General features: G+C 66.0%; 8 protein-coding genes and 1 tRNA gene. 5 read left to right on the forward strand and 4 right to left on the reverse strand.

The window, feature by feature from the left end; translation table 11 throughout:
• Window positions 1-3 precede the first annotated feature (3 nt).
• Window positions 4-6330, reverse strand: coding sequence for a type I polyketide synthase (locus Q0C42_RS07380; protein ID WP_295074135.1), 6327 nt, complete (start codon window positions 6328-6330; stop codon window positions 4-6).
• A gap of 429 nt (window positions 6331-6759) precedes the next feature.
• Between Q0C42_RS07380 and Q0C42_RS07385 the strand changes: the two genes are divergently transcribed.
• Genes Q0C42_RS07385 through Q0C42_RS07395 form a run of 3 tightly spaced genes read left to right on the forward strand, consistent with a single transcriptional unit; the run spans window position 6760 to window position 10144 of the window.
• A complete protein-coding gene (locus Q0C42_RS07385) occupies window positions 6760-7797 on the forward strand; it encodes an AAA family ATPase (RefSeq protein ID WP_295074136.1) in 1038 nt (345 codons plus the stop codon).
• Window positions 7787-9331: a lipopolysaccharide biosynthesis protein gene (locus Q0C42_RS07390; RefSeq protein ID WP_295074137.1), complete on the forward strand. Its 1545-nt coding sequence runs from the start codon at window positions 7787-7789 to the stop codon at window positions 9329-9331. The genes Q0C42_RS07385 and Q0C42_RS07390 overlap by 11 nt, the downstream gene beginning before the upstream one ends.
• Window positions 9332-9337: 6 nt before the next feature.
• Window positions 9338-10144: a CpsD/CapB family tyrosine-protein kinase gene (locus Q0C42_RS07395; protein ID WP_295074139.1), complete on the forward strand. Its 807-nt coding sequence runs from the start codon at window positions 9338-9340 to the stop codon at window positions 10142-10144.
• Between the two features lie 52 nt (window positions 10145-10196).
• Here Q0C42_RS07395 and Q0C42_RS07400 read toward each other — a convergent pair.
• Window positions 10197-10271, reverse strand: a tRNA-Gly gene (locus Q0C42_RS07400).
• A 308-nt stretch (window positions 10272-10579) separates the two neighbouring features.
• On the opposite strand from Q0C42_RS07400, the gene Q0C42_RS07405 reads away from it, so the two are divergent.
• Both Q0C42_RS07405 and Q0C42_RS07410 read left to right on the forward strand, forming a co-directional pair.
• Window positions 10580-10828, forward strand: coding sequence for an EF-hand domain-containing protein (locus Q0C42_RS07405; RefSeq protein ID WP_295074140.1), 249 nt, complete (start codon window positions 10580-10582; stop codon window positions 10826-10828).
• Window positions 10829-10993: 165 nt separating this feature from the next.
• Complete coding sequence (locus Q0C42_RS07410; RefSeq protein WP_295074141.1) at window positions 10994-11191, forward strand: CsbD family protein; 198 nt, start codon at window positions 10994-10996, stop codon at window positions 11189-11191.
• A gap of 41 nt (window positions 11192-11232) precedes the next feature.
• Here Q0C42_RS07410 and Q0C42_RS07415 read toward each other — a convergent pair whose 3' ends face one another.
• Both Q0C42_RS07415 and Q0C42_RS07420 read right to left on the reverse strand, forming a co-directional pair.
• Complete coding sequence (locus tag Q0C42_RS07415) at window positions 11233-14673, reverse strand: pyruvate carboxylase (RefSeq protein ID WP_295074143.1); 3441 nt, start codon at window positions 14671-14673, stop codon at window positions 11233-11235.
• A gap of 135 nt (window positions 14674-14808) precedes the next feature.
• Window positions 14809-15354 (reverse strand): hypothetical protein, encoded by a 546-nt coding sequence (locus Q0C42_RS07420; protein WP_295074144.1) that lies wholly within the window; start codon window positions 15352-15354, stop codon window positions 14809-14811.
• Between the last annotated feature and the right edge of the window lie 31 nt (window positions 15355-15385).

Consider the following 15385-nt stretch of genomic DNA (forward strand, 5'->3'; position numbering starts at 1 on the left):
CGGTCATTCAGCGGCAAGTCGTTGGTCGGGCTGGCGAAAATCGCCTGCCTCGGCCGCCTGGATCGCGGCCTTCATGCGGGCGGCCAGCACCCGGACGTTCGGTTCCAGCACCATCGAGTCATGGTCGCCCGGGACTTCCACCACCTCCAGCCGGGACGCGAAAGGCGTCCAGAGGTTGTCGTGGAAGACATATTCCCGTTGCGACGAGACCCAGTTGCCCCCGGTCACCTTCCAGTGCCGGTCGAGGGGCGGGCGGTAGAGGACCACCTTGCCGTCATCCCAAGCCTTCAGGTCATAGACCCCGATCGCGTGGCGGAAGGCGGTTTCGATGGCGGCATTGTTGTAGGACGGGACCGTCGGATCAGGTTCGTTCGCGGCCTTGGCCCGGCGCGAGCGTTCCCATTCCCAGCGCCTGCGCGCCCAGTCGGCAAGGAACTGCGGTCCGCCAGCGCGGAGCTCGGCGAGTTTGATCAGGGCCTTGTCGGGCTTGTTCAGGAACGGCCGCACGGGCAGTGGCGTGTCAAGAAGCACCATCAGAGCCACCTCTTCGCCCTCGGCGCGCAGCTGGCGTCCGATGTCCCAGGCGGTGAGGCCTCCGCCCGAGAAGCCGCCAAGGAGGTACGGCCCCTTCGGCTGGACCTGCCGGATTTCGGCAAGGCAGGAGGTGGCGGCGTCTTCGATCGTCATGTGCGGCTGGTCGTCGCCGAAAAGCCCTTTCGCCTGCAGCCCGTAGAACGGGCGGTCGGTACCCAGAAGGCTGGCCAGGTGACGCAGGTTCAACACGTTGCCGAACATGCCTGCGACCAGGAAGAACGGCGTCTTCTGCCCGCCATCGCCGCGGTGCATGGCGACGAGATGGGTGAACTTTGGTCCTGCAGGATCGGCCAGCGCGGCGGGCGCGGCGGCGGCTTCGTCCTCGGGGCCGATGCGTTCGGCGATCAGCGCGGCGCAGCGGGCGATGGTGGGGGCCTCGAACAGGACGGAGATCGGGAAGTCGACCTTCCACTGCCGCCGGATCATCGCAAAGAGGCGCACTGCGATCAGAGAGTGGCCGCCAAGCGTGAAGAAGTCGTCCTCGACCCCGACTTCCGAGACGCCCAGAAGCTCGGCCCAGAAGCCCGCCAGGGTGCGTTCCACGTTCGTGCGGGGTGCGACGTAGGCGGTTTCCAGTTCGGGGCGGGCGAAGCCGGGGCCTTCGGTTTCGGTGGCGACCGGGGCATTGGCCTGTTTCACCAGTGCTTCGAGGTCCAGCGAGGACACGAGGACCTGCGCCCCGTCGGCAGCAAGCGCCCGAAGGAAGGCCTCGGCACCCTCGGCGGGACGGATGCCGCCTGCCAGGGCCTGGACGAGGCGCTGCTCGGCGGGGGATTGCCCGCGCTGGTCGTCGTCGCGTTCCACGTCGCGCGGGTTCGGCGGCGCGGGGCGGGCGAGGGCCTCCTCGAAGGCGACCTTGCGGAAGGTGATGCCCTCGACCTCAACGAGGACTTTTCCGGCCGGGTCGGTCAGGGTGACGTCGAAGCTGGCCGTGTCCTCGGCGGGGTTTCCCGCAAGGCGGACCCAGCTGCGGATTTCGGCGGGAAGGGGGGCGTGGACCCGGATGGCGGTGGTCATCACCGGGGCCCAGACGAAGCCCTCCTGCACCTTGGGTAGCAGCGCGATGCCCCAGCCGGTGCCGATGTCATAAAGGGCCGGGTGGATCGTGCAGGTTGCCGTGTCCTGCACGGCTTGCGTTGGAAGCGCCAGGGTTGCCAGCCCCTCGCGGTTGCCAAGGGCGGTCGCGCGGAGGACCTGCCAGCGCGGGCCGAACGCAATCCGGTCCTCTTGCGCAGAGGGCAGGTTTTCCCCGCCTGCCGCCGTGGCCTTGTTAGGGCAGCGGGCGGCGATGGCGGAGAGGTCAAGGTTTTCCGGCTGGGCGGCAAGGGGGGCAATGCCCATCTCGGCGGTCAGGGCCCAACCTTGCGGCTCTTGCGCGCGGGCTTGCAGGCGCTGGGTTCCGTCGCGGCCACGGGTCAGGCTGACACGCAAGTCGCGGGGAAGGTCGGCTTCCAGCCGCAGGGGACGGAAGACGGTAAGGTCGGTCAGGTGCAGGCCCTGCTTGCCGCCGGTGGCCATCAGCGCCTCATGTGCGATTTCTGGCCACGCAGCACCCGGCAGGACCGCGGTGCCGTCCAGAAGGCGATGGTCGTCCATCACCCAATTGTCCTTGGTCAGGGTGGCGTGGAAGCGGGTCTCGTCCTCGCCCTTCTGCATCCGCTCCAGCACCAGCTGGCCGGGAAGCGGGGCGCCTGCGTCCTTGCCCTGGCGGCGGGCGTCGGCGTCGGCGGCCATGCCGATGCCGGACCAGATGCCCCAGTTGATCGCCGTGACCTTGGTCATGCCACCGGCGCGACTGCGGGCAAAGGCGTTGAGGTATTCGTTCGCGGCCACATAGTCGGCCTGACCTGCCGGGGTGAGAACGGTCGACGTCGAGGAGAAGAGGACGATCCGGTCGACGCTGCCATCAGGGAGGAGCGTGTCGAGAAGCTTGGTGCCGTGGACCTTGGGCGAGAGAACCGCATCCGCGCTGCCGGGGTCTTTGCCCAGAAGCGGCGCGTCGTCGACGGTGCCGGCGGCATGGACGACGCCGTAGATCGGGCCGAACTCGGACCGAACCCGGTCGAAGGCGGCGCGCATGTCCTCGGGGTTGCAGACGTCGGCGGCGACCGCCATGACCCGCCCCAGGCGTTCAAGGCGCGACAGGACCCCGGCGCGGACGGACCCGGCTTCGGGGAGGTGGCGTCCGACGAGGGCAACCTTGGCGTGACGGTCTCGCATCAGGCGTTCGGCGACGGTGACGCCGATCCCACCGAAGCCGCCAGTGATGACCCAGACGGAGCCTTCGGGGACCACGGCCTGTTCCGGTAGCTTTGCCGGGACAAGGCGGGTTTCCAGGCGGCGGCTGCCCCGGATCGCGGCGACGGTGTTCGCCGGGGTGGCAAGCACCTCTTCCAGGACGGCGGAGACGGTTTCCACCGGGATCGCCTTCCGGTCGAGGGTGACGTCAAGCAGGCTCGCGGTCAGGCCGGGCAGTTCGCGCGGCATGACGCGGACGGGGCCCGCGACGGTGGCCTTCTCGGGATAGGGGAGCGCCTCGGTGCGAACCTGGGCCGCGCCGGAGGTGACGACGGTGAGGTGGGGCAGGGGCTTCAAGCCGATCTCGCCCATCGCCTGGCCAAGGAAGAAGAGGCTCCAGAAGCCCTGTTCGAGGTTGCGCTGGAAGAAGCTGGAGCCGGGGCGGAAGGCTTCCTTTTCCGTCACCAGCCAGAAGTGGGCGATGCGGGCGGGGTTCAGGTCGCGTTGAGCAAGGTCCGCGAGCAGCGCGTCATAGCCTTCGCGCCCGTGTTCGGGGGCAAGGGTGTAGGTGTCGTCCGAAGTGCGCGCGAAGGCGTCCCCGGCGTGGACGGTGATGACGCGGTGGTTTGCGGCGCGCAGGCGCTGGACTGCGGCGCGGGCAAGGCCGGCCTCATCGGCGAAGACGAGCCATGTGAGGGGGGCGCCAAGTTCCGTTTCCACGTCGACCGGGCAGTCGGCGGGCATGACGCGCCAGCCGATCTTGTAGCCGAAGTCGGCGACCGCTTCGTGGCGTTTGGCGGTCACGTCGGCTTCGGTGATCTGTGCTGCCTGACCGCGTTCGATGAAGTAGCGGCTGCGCTGGAAGGGGTAGGTCGGCAGGGGAACGCGGCGGCGTTGCGCATCGCCCCAAAGCTGGGTGAGGTCGGGTTCAGCTCCGCAGGCCCACAGGCGGCCGAGGGTGGCGATGAAATGGCGGTCGTCGCTGGTGGTGTCGTCGGGGTGGCGGAGGCTCGCGGGGACCGGCTGGCCGCCCATGGCGCCGTTGGCTTGGGCGAGGGAGGCCATGGCGCGGCCCGGACCGACCTCAAGATACACGCGATCGGGCTTCTGGCGCAGGGTGGCCATGCCGTCGGCGAAGCGGACGGTGTTGCGCAGGTGAGCGACCCAGTAGTCGGGGCTGGTCGCCTCGGCGTCAGTCAGGACCTGGCCCGAGCGGTTGGAAATGATCGGGATCTGCGGCGGGGAAAGCTGCATCCCGGCAAGGTGGGCGCGGAAGGCCGCGAGGATGCCTTCCAGCATCTTCGAATGCGCCGCGATGTCGATGGCGATGCGAGTGGTGTCGATGTCATCGGCCTTGAGCCGTGCGGCCAGGTCCTTCAACCCCGCGTCGGAGCCCGAGACGACGGTCAGTTCCGGAGCGTTGATCGACGCGATGTCGAGGTCGCCGAGGTAGGGTTTCAGCGCGGCTTCGGACAGAGGGACGGAAAGCATCCCCCCTGCGGGCACGGTGTCGAACAGCTGCCCGCGCAGACGGACAAGGCCGACGGCGGCTTCCAGTGTCATGACGCCCGCCACGCAGGCAGCGGCGTTTTCGCCCATCGAATGGCCGATGAGGACCGAGGGCTTTACCCCCCAGCTTTCCCAAAGCTTCGCCAAGGCGACTTCGACGATCAGGATCAGGGGCAGCTGTTTTGAGGGCTTCCGCAAAGCCTCGGCTGCTGCGGCTTCCTGGCCGGGAGCGGGAAGCCAAAGCGCGCGCGTCTCGGCCTCGGCATCTTTCAGCGCGGCAAGGCCCCGGTCCATCCATTCGGCGAACACGGGTTCTGTTTCATAGAGGTCGCGCGCCATGTTCGGGTATTGCGCGCCGCCGCCCGGGAACATGAAGACGACGTCGGGGGCATCGCCCAGACGGCGCTGGGTGAAGACGCGGCGGGGATCGCCCGCTTCCAGCATCTGCGCGGCTTCCTCGTGGGTCTCGGCGACGAGCACCCGGCGGTGTTCAAACGCCCGGCGGCCTTGCTTGAGCGTCCATGCGATGTCGGCAAGCGGCTGCTCGGGATGGGTGCGAAGATGGGCCGCAAGGCGGGACGACGCTTCCCCAAGGGCGGACTGGCTGCGGGCGGAAAGGGTGATGAGCTGGAACGGCCAGTCCGAAGCTTCGGACGCGGGAACGGTGGGAGCTTCCTGCACGATGACATGCGCATTCGTGCCGCCGACCCCAAGCGAGTTCACCCCGGCCCGGCGCGGACCCATGCGGCGGGGCCAGTCGCTGAGGCGGTCGTTCACCCGGAAGGGGCTGTTGTCGAAATCGATGGCAGGGTTTGGCGTCTCGAAGTTCAGGCTGGGCGGCATCTGCTTGTGATGCAGCGCCAGGGTCGTCTTGATCAGGCTTGCCACCCCGGCGGCGGTGTCGAGGTGGCCGATGTTGGTCTTCACCGAGCCGATCCGGGCGAAACCCGTCGCCTGGGTCGTGCGCCGGAAGGCCTCGGTCAATGCGGCAACCTCGATCGGGTCGCCGAGATAGGTGCCGGTGCCGTGGCATTCGATGTAGTCGACGGTTTCGGCCGGGGTTCCGGCCACGGCGAGGGCGGTCGCGATGCAGGCCGCCTGGCCTTCGACCGAGGGTGCCAGATACCCGGCTTTCGCCGCGCCGTCGTTGTTGACCGCGGAACCCTTGATCACGCCCCAGATGTGGTCGCCGTCGGCCAGCGCATCGTCCAGCCGCCGCAGAAGCACCGTACCCGCGCCAGAGCCGAAGACCGTCCCTTGCGCGCGGTGGTCGAAGGCGTGGCAGACGCCGTCGGGCGACAGGACCTCGCCCTCCTTGTAGATGTAGCCGCGGCCCTGGGGCATATCGATGGTGACACCCCCGGCCAGCGCCATGTCGCATTCGCCGTTCAGCAGCGCCTGGATCGCGTAGTGGGTGGCGACGAGCGAGGTCGAGCAGGCGGTCTGCAAGCCAAGGCTGGGGCCCTTGAGGTCGAAGACGTGGCTGACGCGGGTGGACAGGAAATCCTTGTCGTTGCCGGTATGGCGCAAGAGGAACATGCCCGTGCTGTCGACCAGCGCAGGGTTCGAGCAGAGGTTGAAGTAGAAGTAGCTGCCCATCCCGCAGCCCGCGAAGACGCCGATGCGGCCCTTGAACCCTTCGGGCGTATGGCCGGCGTTTTCCAGCGCCTCCCAGGCGACTTCCAGGAACTGGCGGTGCTGCGGGTCCAGAATCGCGGCCTCTTTCGGCGAAAAGCCGAAGAATTCGGCGTCGAAGCGGTCGAAGCCCTCCAGCAAGGCGGCGGCGGGGACGTAGTTCGGATTGCGCAACAGGGCCGGGTTTTCGCCCGAAGCCAAAATCTCTTCCTCGGTCAGCCGACGCACGGCAGAGCGGCCGTCGCGCAGGTTTTCCCAGTAAGCCTGGATATCCGCCGCCCCCGGCAGATGCGCGGCCATGCCCACGATGGCAATATCTGTCTCTGCGGGAAGGTCCTGCATAGCGTCCTTCATGCGATTACCCTCTCGACTGGTCTTTGGCGGCGACCGTCAGGCCGCGAGTCCACAACCGCGTGTGTCCGACGTCGTTGCCTGTCACAGACAGGGCCGCTGGACGTCCTGGCACAAACACGCCTACCAAGCACATGCCCGAAATCTGGCAGCTCATCAGGGTCATCAACGATTCGCGCGCCGTAAAAATTTCCTTGACCTTTCCTACAGCACCTTGTCCGGATACGCACGGACATTGGTCAACAAAAACGCCATTCCTGCGGCAAAACCTGGCCTAGGCTGCTGATTTTCCTGCTTTGTTGCCAGGTTGGCATCAGTAACACCGAAGCCGTCGCCATGCCGTTCAACATTGCTTATGAGAGGGGGGCAACTCCCTCCGAATCTATGGAATTGCTTTAGGGTGAGTAGATGACGCGTCGTAGATCCCGGAAGTTGTTTTCTCGCATCCTGTGGTTCGATCAGGATGTGGGCAACGATACCGTTGCCGAAACGCCCGAGCCGGCCGCCGTGGCGGCACCACCGGTCGAACCCGCGCCAGAAGTCCGTCCCGCCACGCCCATTCCACGTCGGCCGCGGTCGCGCATCCTTGCGTTCGAACAGCAGCCTGCGTCGCAGGGCGAGATTTATACCGAGCATTTCGGGCTGACCACGCGCCCCTTCGCGCTGACGCCGGACCCTGATTTCCTTTACTGGCCGCAATCGCACCAGCGCGCCTACACCATGCTGGAGTACGGCATCCGCGCGAATTCGCCGATCACCCTGATCACCGGCGAGGTGGGCGCAGGCAAGACCACCCTGCTCTTGCACCTGATCCGATCGCTGGGGCCGGAGATCAAGGTCGGTCTCATCTCGAACCCGCACGGGTCGCGGGCCGAGCTCTTGCGCTGGGTGCTGCATGCGCTGGACCAGCCGGCCGACCTGAACGAGAGCTATGTCGACCTTTTTTCGCGGTTCCAGAATTTCCTTCTGTCCGAATACGCGGCGGGCCGCTCGGTCGTGCTGATCTTCGACGAGGCGCAGAACCTGAGCGCAGAGGCGCTGGAAGAGCTGCGGATGTTCATCAACATCAACTCGGGCAAGGACGAGGTGCTGCAACTGGTCCTGATCGGTCAGCCGGAACTGCGCGACCTGGTTTCCCGGCCCAACATGCGCCAGTTCGCCCAGCGGGTTGCGGCAAGCTACCATCTTACGGCGATGGACCTGAAGACGGTGCGCGGCTACATCCCCCACCGGCTGAAGGTCGCCGGGGCGCAGAAACGGATCATCACCGGCCCGGCGGTCGACCTTATCCACCAGGTGACCCGCGGTGTTCCGCGGTTGGTGAACCAGTTATGCGACCTTGCGCTGGTCTATGCCTTTACCCGGGGCAAGCGCACGGTCACTCCGGCGATCGTCCAGCAGGTTCTGGACGACGGCGTCTTCTTTTCGGCAAACGCCGCACGACATAGTGAGACCTTGAATGACGCTTGATCTGCGCTTTTACCTGTCCCTGATCCTGCGGCGGTTGCCGATCATTTTTGCCATCATCTTCACGGCGACGATGGCGGGCATCCTTTACGCCGTATCGCTTCCGCCGATCTTCCGGGCCGAGTCGCGGCTTCTGATCGAAAACGCCCAGATCCCCGATGAGCTTGCGGCCTCGACAGTGGTGTCGACGGCGGATGAGATCCTGTTGTCGATCCAGCAGCGCATCTACACCCGCGAAAGCCTTCTGGCGCTGTCCGAGCGGCACAATCTGTTCGCCGACGCCTCGAAGCTTTCTCCGTCGGAAAAGCTGGAACAGGTCAGCAACCGCATCTCGATCTACATGCCGCGGACGCAGGGCAATACCGGCGTCGTCCACGTGTCGTTCGCGGATGGAAGCCCGGAGGTTTCCGCCACCGTCACCAACGACATCGCGGCGCAGATCCTGCAGTGGAACACCGAGCTGCGCACCCGGGCGTCGGGCAGCACGCTTGACTTCTTCGAGCAGGAGGTCCGCCGCCTGACCGACGAGCTGGCCCACCAGAACGCCCAGATCCTGGAGTTCGAGCAGCAGAACCGCGACGCGCTGCCCGAAAGCCTGGAATACCGCCGCACGCGGCAGGCCAGCCAGCAGGAACGTCTGATGCAGGTCGACCGCGAGCTTGCCTCGCTGCGCGACCGCCGTGACCGGCTGACCGAGCTTTACGACCGCACCGGCAGGCTGGTGACCTCGGAAACCGACCGCTCGCCCGAGCAGGAGCGTCTTGAGCAAGCCCGGCAGGAACTGGCCTCGGCTCTGGTGGTGCTTTCCCCCTCCAACCCCCGGCTCAAGGCCCTGCAGACCGAGGTTGCTGCGCTGGAAGAGCGGGTCAAGGCCCAGCTTGGGGCGTCCGGCGGCGGCCAGCTTTCCGCCTTCGAGGTCCAGATGCTGGACATCGATGGACAGATTGAGTTCCTCGCCGAACAGAAGCGTCTGATGGAAGAGGACCTCGTGAAGCTTGAGGCCTCGATCGAGGCGACGCCGGGCAACTCGCTGCGGCTGGCCGAACTGCAGAGCAACTACGAGACGTTGCGCGTGCAGTACGAAGAGGCCGTGAGCAGCCTGTCCGAAGCGCGCATGGGCGACCGGATCGAGGTCACCGACCGGGGCCAGCGGATCAGCGTGATCGAGGAGGCCGTGCCGCCCCCGTTCCGCTCGGAACCGAACCGCAAGCGCATCTCCGGGGCCGCGTTCGGGGTCGGATTCATCCTGTCGGGGGCGCTTCTGTTCCTGCTTGAGATGATGAACCAGACCATCCGGCGCCCGTCCGAGCTGATCAAGGCGCTTGGTGCGCCGCCCTTCGGCACCGTGGGCTACCTTCCGGGAACCCGACCGAAGAAAGGCATGACGCTGAACCGCTTCGCCATTCTGGCGATGCTGGTGATCAACGTTCCGATGATCCTCCTGGCGGTGCACCTTTACGTTGCCCCGCTGGGGACCCTCCTGGGCTTTCCCCCCGACGCTTCCGCCGAGGCTCCCGCCTCTGCCCTTACCGAGTAAGCTGACATGGAACGGATACAATCCGCCCTCGCAAAGGCGCGTGCCGCGCGCGACCGCAAGCTGCAGGGGGCCAACCCGGGCTCCGGCACGAAGAACACCGAAACCGGCCCCTGGCCCGGCCTGAGCGAACTGAAGCTCAATCCCGGGCACCTGGAGCGCAACCGGATCGTTGCGATGCATCCTGGCGCCAATGCGGCCAGTTTCGACGTGATGCGGACGAACCTGCTCAGGACGCTGCGCACAAACGGCTGGACCCGGGTGGCGATCACCTCTCCCACCCCGGGCTGCGGCAAGTCGACCCTGGCTGCGAACCTGGCCTTCAGCCTGGCGCGACTGGCCGATACGCGGGTGCTCCTGGTCGAACTGGACCTGCGCCATCCGTCGCTGCTTCGGATGCTTGGCCAGGAAACCGACCAGAATTTCGCCGGCATGCTGGCCGAGGGGAAGATCGACTATGGCCAGATCCGCCGCGCCGGTCCGAACCTTGCCTTCGCGCTGAACGCCCGCGCGATGGAGAATCCGGCCGAACTTCTGTCAGCCGCCCGCACCGCCGACATCATCGACGAGATCGAGGCCCAGCTGCGGCCTGACGTCGTGCTCTTCGATCTTTCGCCCGTGCTGGTCAGCGACGACGCCATCTCATTTCTGGACCAGGTCGACTGCGCCCTGATGGTGGCCGCCGCGAACGAGACCACGGTGTCCGAGATCGACAAGTGCGGCAAGGACCTCGCCAAGCGTACTCAGGTCCTTGGGGTGGTGCTGAACAAATGCGACTACATGGAGCAGGAAGAGTCGCTGGCCTATCCGGAATAAGGCGCCATTAAATGACAAAGGGGCCCGCAAGGGGCCCCTCGTCTGGTCCGGATGGAGCGGGCGATGAGATTCGAACTCACGACCCTAACCTTGGCAAGGTTATGCTCTACCCCTGAGCTACGCCCGCACCGTCTGGACAAGCGGGGATTTATAAAGAGCCGCGCGGGGCCGCAAGAGGGAAAGTGCAGTCCTGGGCAAATTTCTGCATTCCAGGCTTCACGAGCAGCCTCGACCCCGGGAAAAACCGCGTACAGAACGTCAGTGCAGTTGCGGCGTCAACCTATGTTGCAGTGCAGTAAAATCGGTGTGAGGTTGGCGCAACCAGCGCAGGAATCACCTTGGACTCTCCAACAATTTGAATAACTTGCGGCTCGAAGGCAAAGTCGCCTTCTTGCGCGGCAGTTCATTCTGCGCTGCCGCAAACTGGAGAGTATCATGACCAAATTCGCCCTCGTTCTGGCCGCTTCGGCTTTGACCGCCACCGCCGTCTTCGCGCAGGACGCCGCCGCTCCGGTCGTCGCTGACACCGATGCGAACGGCACCTTCTCGCTGGCCGAAGTGCAGGCCGTCTATACCGCCGTGACCGAAGAGGCCTTCAAAGCCGCCGACACCGACGCCTCAGGCGAATTGTCGGCCGAAGAGCTGCAGGCCGCCGTCGACGCAGGCGCCTTCGTCGCCGCCTGATCGACCACGCAGCGACACGGTCGGGGCCGTCCTTCGGGGCGGCCCTTTTCGTTGGGCCGGTTTCCGCCGGGCGTGAGGGGCAAGGCGGAACCCGACTGGGTGCCTGGGCGTCTTCTTCCCATGAAGGCCGCGTCAAAGCGCAGCCCGGTTACAGGAGAATCCGAGATGAACAACGATCAGATCGCCGGCAAGTGGAAGCAGATGAAGGGCGAGGCCAAAGTGATGTGGGGCAAGTTCACCGATGACGAGCTCGACGTCGCCGAAGGCAACAAGGACAAGCTCGCCGGCATGGTGCAAGAGCGCTACGGCAAGACCAAGGAAGAAGCCCAGCGGGAAGTCGACGACTTCTTCTCGCGCTACTAAGACGCAAGGGTAGGGTGGGCGATATCGCCCACCCTACGCATTCACTCCAGTTCGATCAGCAGGTCCTTGGCCTCGATCTGGCTGCCCGGATGCACGTGGATCGCCTTGACCGTCGCCTCGCGGTCGCAGTGCAGGCCCGTCTCCATCTTCATCGCCTCGATGTTCAGCAGAAGGTCGCCCGCCCGGACCTTCTGGCCCAGCGTCACGGCGATGGAGGCGACAGCCCCCGGCATCGGCGCGCCGACATGGGCCGGATTGCCGTCCATCGCTTTCGGACGTGCCGCCGTCTTCGCCTTGATCGCGCGGTTCGGCACCCGGATCACTCGGGGCTGGCCGTTCAGTTCGAAGAAGACCTTCACCTCCCCGTCTTCGGTGGTTTCGCCAACGGCCTGCAGCCGGATCTCCAGCGTCTTGCCGGGATCGATCTCGACGCTGATCTCGTCGCCGGGCTGCATGCCGTAGAAGAAGGTCGAGGTCGGCAGGACGCGGACCGGGCCGTACTGCTTGTGGCGGCCCATGTAGTCGAGGAAGACCTTGGGATACATCAGGTATCCGTTCAGATCCTCGTCGTCGATGGTGATGCCGTTCATCTCCTCCGAGACCTTCTTGCGCACCGCTTCCAGATCCACCGGCGGCAGGGTCTTGCCCGGACGGTCGGTCAGCGGGGCCTCGCCCTTCAGGACCTTCTTCAGGATGCTCTGCGGCCAGCCGCCATGCGGTTGCCCGAGATTGCCCCTCAGCATGTCGGCCACGCTGTCGGGGAAGGCGACGTCGATGTTCGGATCCTCGACCTCGGCTCGGGTCAGCCCCTGTGCTACCATCATCAGCGCCATGTCACCGACCACCTTCGACGAGGGCGTGACCTTCACGATGTCGCCGAACATCTGGTTGGCATCGGCATAGGCCTGCGCGACCTCGTGCCAGCGCTCTTCCAGCCCCAGGCTGCGGGCCTGGGCCTTCAGGTTGGTGAACTGGCCGCCGGGCATTTCGTGGAGGTAGACCTCGGACGCCGGGGCAGGGATGCCGGATTCGAACGCGGCGTACTGCTTGCGCACGCCCTCCCAGTAGTCGGATATCTGCCGGACGGCCGCGATGTCGATCCCGGTGTCGCGGTCGGTGTTGCGCAGGGCCTCGACGATGGACCCCAGGCAGGGCTGCGAGGTGCCGCCGCTGAAGGCGTCCATCGCCGCATCCACCGCGTCGACGCCCGCGTCACAGGCAGCCAGCACCGTCGCCGCCGCCGCGCCCGAGGTATCGTGGGTGTGGAAATGGATCGGCAGGCCGATTTCCTGCTTCAGCGCCTTGATCAGCAGCTTGGCAGAGGCGGGTTTCAACAGCCCGGCCATGTCCTTCAGTCCCAGCACATGCGCGCCAGCCGCCTTCAGCTCCTTGGCGCGGTCGAGATAGTATTTCAGGTCATACTTCGCCCTGGCGGGGTCCAGCAGATCGCCCGTGTAACAGATGGTGCCTTCACAGACCTTGTTCGCCTCGATCACCGCGTCCATCGCGACGCGCATGTTCTCGACCCAGTTCAGGCTGTCGAAGACCCGGAACACGTCCACGCCGGTCTCTGCCGCGCGCAAGACGAAACTGCGCACGACGTTGTCGGGATAATTGGTGTAGCCCACCCCGTTCGAGGCGCGCAGGAGCATCTGCGTCATCAGGTTCGGCATCCGCGCGCGCAGGTCGCGCAGGCGCTGCCAGGGGCATTCCTGCAGGAAGCGGTAGGCCACGTCGAAGGTGGCCCCACCCCAGCATTCGACGCTGAAAAGTTGCGGCAGGTTCGCGGCATAGGCGGGCGCGACCTTGATCATGTCGATCGACCGCATCCGCGTCGCGAGGAGCGACTGGTGCCCGTCGCGCATCGTGGTGTCGGTCAGAAGGACCTTCTGCTGTTCCTTCATCCAGTCGGCAACGGCTTGCGGTCCCTTCTGCTCCAGAAGGTTCCGGGTCCCCATTGACGGAGACGCCTTCGGCGCGGGCGGCTTCGGGGCCTTGGCCTCGGCCGGGGGCTTCGGACGGCCCGCGGTCTCGGGGTGGCCGTTCACCGTGATGTCGGCGATGTAGAGGAGGATCTTGGTCGCCCGGTCGCGCCGCTTCTTGAAGGCGAAAAGGGCAGGCGTCGTGTCGATGAACTTGGTCGTGTAGGTGTCGTTCAGGAAGGTCGGGTGCTTCAGAAGGTTGATCACGAACTCGATGTTCGTGGCCACGCCCCGGATGCGGAATTCGCGCAGGGCGCGGTCCATCCGGGCAATCGCCTTTTCGGGCGTCTGCGCGTGCGCGGTGACCTTCACCAAGAGCGAGTCGTAGTACCGCGTGATGACCGACCCCGCATAGGCCGTCCCACCATCCAGCCGGATGCCGTTGCCGGTGGCAGAGCGATAGGCGGTCAGGCGGCCATAGTCCGGGATGAAGTTGTTCAGCGGGTCTTCCGTCGTCACCCGGCACTGCACCGCGTGGCCGCTCAGCTTCACGTCAGCCTGGCTTGGCACCCCGGTCGCTTCGGCCAGAGACTTGCCTTCCTCGATCAGGATCTGCGCCTGGACGATGTCGATGCCGGTCACTTCCTCGGTGACCGTATGCTCGACCTGAACGCGGGGATTGACCTCGATGAAGTAGAACTTCTCGGTGTCCATATCCATCAGGAACTCGACCGTGCCGGCGCATTCGTAGTTCACGAAGGCGCAGATGCGCTTGGCCATCTGGCAGACGTCTTCGCGCTGCGCTTGCGTCAGATAGGGCGCCGGCGCACGTTCGACGACCTTCTGGTTCCGGCGCTGCACAGTGCAATCCCGCTCCCACAGGTGCCAGCAGTTGCCCTGCTTGTCGCCCAGGATCTGCACCTCGACGTGGCGGGCGCGAATGATCATCTTCTCCAGATAGCCCTCGCCGTTGCCGAAAGCGGATTCCGCCTCGCGACGGCCCTCGCGGACCTTTCCCTCCAGCTCTTCCTCGTTCAGGATCGGCCGCATCCCCCGACCGCCGCCGCCCCACGAGGCTTTCAGCATCAGTGGATAGCCGACTTCGGCGGCCTGACGCTTGATCAACGCCATGTCCTCGCCCAGGACCTCGGTCGCCGGGATGACGGGCACGCCCGCCTCCATCGCCACGCGGCGGGCGCTGGCCTTGTCACCCAGGGCGCGCATCGTTTCGGCGCGGGGACCGATGAAGGTGATCCCCGCCTGATCGCAGGCATCCACAAAATCCGGGTTCTCGGACAGAAGGCCATAGCCCGGATGGATCGCATCCGCCCCCGCCATTCGCGCCACGCGGATGATCTCGGGGATCGACAGGTAGGCCCCGACCGGGGTCATCCCCTCACCGATCCGGTACGCCTCATCCGCTTTGAAGCGGTGGAGGCCCAGCTTGTCTTCCTCGGCGTAGACGGCCACCGTCTTCTTGCCCATCTCGTTCGCGGCCCGCATGATGCGGATGGCGATCTCGCCGCGGTTGGCGACAAGGATCTTCTTGAATTCGGGCATTGGCGGCACTCCCCAGGCAGCAGGACGGGTGCACCTTAGGGGCGCTGCAGTGCAGCGCAAGGGCCGGAACCGACTTGGGTTGCAAAGTTTGCGAAATATTCAGCGCTGACTTCGCATCTGCGAAGTCTGGGTGGCTCAAGGGGCGGGAAGGGCTGCGCGCAAGGCCTGGCGATCATCGACCGAGCCTGCGGGACGCACCGCCAGATCGACCAGCCGTGCGCCCAGATAGGTGGCCAACGCCTCGGGTCCGGGGGCCTGGCCGGTCTCGGCCTTGAAGCGGTCGGCAAAGGGGGGCAGGGCGGCGTCGCCCGCATCCAGCCCCTCGGGTGCAGCGGCAAGGTGGCCGCTGTCCACCACCACCGCGTCCACGGGTGCGGCCAGCGTCGCCACCGCAGGGTCGGACGCTGCGGCGAAGGGGGCCACCACAAAGGCCGGGTCCGGGGCACCTGCCGGCTCACCGATCCGGGCCAGCGTCAATTGCACATCCATCCCGCCGAGATGCCCTTCCGAGGTCTCGTCGGGATGGTTGTCGCGTTCATGCGACGCGATCAGGAACGCCGCCCGCATCTGTTTCAGTGCCGCGTCCGTCGCATCCGGCGGGGCCAGAAGCAGCAGTTCGAACTCATGCGCGGTCGCGGGGACGGCGACCAGCGACAGGATAACGGCCAGGGTCAGGCGCATGCGGCGCTCCTTGTGCAAGTGGCTAGAAGCC

It is taken from the genome of Tabrizicola sp., from assembly GCF_022842145.1.
In the GTDB taxonomy this organism is placed as follows: domain Bacteria; phylum Pseudomonadota; class Alphaproteobacteria; order Rhodobacterales; family Rhodobacteraceae; genus Tabrizicola.

Bases quoted from the DNA above. Each gene is read 5' to 3' on its own strand.
- Q0C42_RS07380 (WP_295074135.1), bottom strand. From the start codon at position 6,330: ATGAAGGACGCTATGCAGGACCTTCCCGCAGAGACAGATATTGCCATC.
- Q0C42_RS07390 (WP_295074137.1), top strand. From the start codon at position 7,787: ATGACGCTTGATCTGCGCTTTTACCTGTCCCTGATCCTGCGGCGGTTG.
- Q0C42_RS07395 (WP_295074139.1), top strand. From the start codon at position 9,338: ATGGAACGGATACAATCCGCCCTCGCAAAGGCGCGTGCCGCGCGCGAC.
- Q0C42_RS07405 (WP_295074140.1), top strand. From the start codon at position 10,580: ATGACCAAATTCGCCCTCGTTCTGGCCGCTTCGGCTTTGACCGCCACC.
- Q0C42_RS07410 (WP_295074141.1), top strand. From the start codon at position 10,994: ATGAACAACGATCAGATCGCCGGCAAGTGGAAGCAGATGAAGGGCGAG.
- Q0C42_RS07415 (WP_295074143.1), bottom strand. From the start codon at position 14,673: ATGCCCGAATTCAAGAAGATCCTTGTCGCCAACCGCGGCGAGATCGCC.
- Q0C42_RS07420 (WP_295074144.1), bottom strand. From the start codon at position 15,354: ATGCGCCTGACCCTGGCCGTTATCCTGTCGCTGGTCGCCGTCCCCGCG.